Origin of the sequence: Limnofasciculus baicalensis BBK-W-15 (assembly GCF_024178385.1) — a bacterium.
GTDB classification, from domain to species: domain Bacteria; phylum Cyanobacteriota; class Cyanobacteriia; order Cyanobacteriales; family Coleofasciculaceae; genus Limnofasciculus; species Limnofasciculus baicalensis.
In genome coordinates, this window is record NZ_JAMZMM010000580.1 from 1 (window position 1) to 2640 (window position 2640).

A 2640-nucleotide genomic window follows, 5' to 3' on the forward strand; every position below is an offset into this window, starting at 1 on the left:
TTCCTGTTTCTAAGTCTCCATAGCCAAATTCCCCTGTACCAGAATTGAGCAACCATATTTTACAAATCAATCCCGAAATCTGGCAAGTGGGTTTTGATGAAGTTTTGATAAAGTTTTGGTAAAGTTTTGGTAAAGTTTTGGTCAAACTCATACAGAGATAGCGATAGACATCAACTACCCACACTTCCAACCAGAAAAGGAGTATTCCGCTCGTAATAATTAGAGGACTTAGGTCAAAACTCTATCTGTAGGGTGCGTTACCAGAGCATAACCGACTAGCAACGCTATTAGTAGCGTTGCGACCTAAGTCCTCACCTAAAATCAGACTAGATTATTTCCGTCCAATTTCAGAAAATTCTTCACAATTGCCAAAATCCGTTCCGCCGCATGTCCATCCCCAAAAGGATTAATTGCTGTTGCCATTTCCTGATACACCCTCCCATCGCTCAATAACTGACTAGCGGTGGTAAAAATGGTCTGAGGATTAGTCCCCACTAACTTAGCCGTACCTGCTTCAACAGCTTCAGGGCGCTCAGTAGTTTCTCGCAAAACCAATACAGGCTTCCCTAAACTAGGCGCTTCTTCTTGCAATCCGCCAGAATCAGTAAGTAAGAGATAACAACGCGCGATCGCACCGACCAATTCCGAGTAATCTAAAGGTTCAGTGAGAAACACTCTCGGATGATTTCCCAACAACGCTTGCAAGGGTTCCCTGACTGTCGGATTGCGATGGAGAGGTAAGAGTAAAGCAGTATCAGGAAAAGTATCTAATATTTGTAGAAATCCCTTAGCGATATTTGACAAAGGTTCCCCCCAGTTTTCCCGACGATGAACCGTAGCTAACATGATACGATATTTATCCCAATCTAAACCCTTAACCTCACATTTTGGTTTCTGCTGTGCCACTGCAAGCAAAGCATCAATCACCGTATTCCCAGTATGGTGAATTTCGCCAACAATTCCAGAACGTTTCAAATTCTCCACAGACTTAGTAGTCGGAGCAAAATTTAACCTAGCGAGTTGGGAAATCATCCGCCGATTTGCTTCCTCCGGGTAAGGATTAAACATATCATCGGTACGCAATCCTGCTTCCACATGACCAACGGGAATTTTCTGGTAAAATGCGGCTAAAGTAGCCGAAAAAGCTGTAGTTGTATCTCCCTGCACTAGAATCAACTCAGGTTTGATTTCCTGAAATAGACTCTCTAACCCCGCCAAACTCCGACAAGTAATATCCGTCAGAGTTTGCTTGGCTTGCATAATTTCCAAATTGCGGTTAGGAGTCAGTTCAAATAGCCGCATCACCTGATCCACCATCTCGAGGTGCTGCCCTGTTAAAATGACATGGGTGTCAAAGATACCACAACGCTGGAATTGCTGAATCACGGGTGCAAGTTTAATAGCTTCTGGGCGGGTTCCCAGCGTAATGCAAATCGGCGGTGCGGATTGCGTCATAAAAACTTATAAATTCGTAATGAAGACCGTTTCTATTTTGGCAAGGATTTGCTCTTACAGCAGATTACAGGTCGATCGAATACACCTCAGTTTGTAGGGTGGGCACTCCCCTTTAGAACTTGAAAAGCTGATATATTACCTTAGTGGGGAGTGCCCACCCTACCGTTATTGAAACTCAGAAACCCGGTTTCTTTGAGAAACCGGGTTTCTCTCCACCTCACATACCTGAAAATTGCAAGTATTTGTCCAGCCGCATCAAAATCTGTGGCAAGCAAAATTAGTCATGAAAAAGCCCGGTATTAACCGGGCTACACTACCGTGTCTTTGGCAACTGACAAAAATCATAATCACTTGACAAATTCCTTTTTTAATGCTGTAACTCCTTACTACTCTGGAAGACCGCAGGTAAGTGGGCAAGCTGCATAAATAGGAGTCTGGAGAGGATCGGGTTCACCATGGAGCCAGTTTAACCAACTGACTTCTCTTGGATTAACTCCTTTAACGGTGAGTGCGGCGGCACCGAATAGTACTAGGAAAACATTAGCTCCAATCAAGCAACCTGCCACGAGCAAAACAGCACTCATTGGCAATATTGATTGTAACGCGATCGCCATAATTGCACCGATAGTCGCCATCAACACGACCAAGGGAAATCCCACTACCAGTAAGGAAACAGTCAATGTAAACGTCCAAATCGAGAATATTCTGAGTGTTGCTAAATAGGAGGTATTGATCCAAGTCTCGCGTGTCGTCATTTCCATGGTTATTAGTCCTGTAGTTATTAAAAAAAAGAAAGACTTACCGAAAAGTCCTTAATTGATCCTTTGGGATCGTTGCTGTTGAAAACCAGTATAGTGAAACTCTCAGATGAGATGAGCTACCTGTAATAAAAATTTACATTCGCCGAGGAACATTTATGTATCGAAATCGTTACGAAGCGGACATAGGAAGTCAAAAGTGACCAGGATTTTCAAAATGCTCAGGATCGAGAGGATAATCCTGTAAACCCTTGTCCTTCTTGCCTCTTGATTTATATCGTCTTTCTATTATTTGCCCAAACGATCGGATGAATTAGACCTATATCATCCAGAATGAACTGCTTTGAGATAAGGATAAGCTCAATTGTCTTAACATTTCTTATAATTTAGTGAGATTGTTCTCATAATTTCAGGACTTACGCACCCT

2 protein-coding genes are annotated in these 2640 nt (G+C 42.8%); both read right to left on the reverse strand.

What is annotated here, in order from left to right; all coding sequences use genetic code 11:
* Positions 1-321 precede the first annotated feature (321 nt).
* Positions 322-1455: a non-hydrolyzing UDP-N-acetylglucosamine 2-epimerase gene (gene wecB / locus NJ959_RS28330; RefSeq protein ID WP_254015103.1), complete on the reverse strand. Its 1134-nt coding sequence runs from the start codon at positions 1453-1455 to the stop codon at positions 322-324.
* Positions 1456-1841: 386 nt separating this feature from the next.
* The gene (locus NJ959_RS28335) at positions 1842-2216 is read right to left on the reverse strand and encodes a hypothetical protein (RefSeq protein ID WP_254015104.1); all 375 of its coding nucleotides are present in this window, start codon (positions 2214-2216) and stop codon (positions 1842-1844) included.
* Positions 2217-2640 lie beyond the last annotated feature (424 nt).

What these genes read in the sequence shown, in the direction of transcription:
- wecB (WP_254015103.1), bottom strand. Translation starts at nt 1,455, where the DNA reads ATGACGCAATCCGCACCGCCGATTTGCATTACGCTGGGAACCCGCCCA.
- NJ959_RS28335 (WP_254015104.1), bottom strand. Translation starts at nt 2,216, where the DNA reads ATGGAAATGACGACACGCGAGACTTGGATCAATACCTCCTATTTAGCA.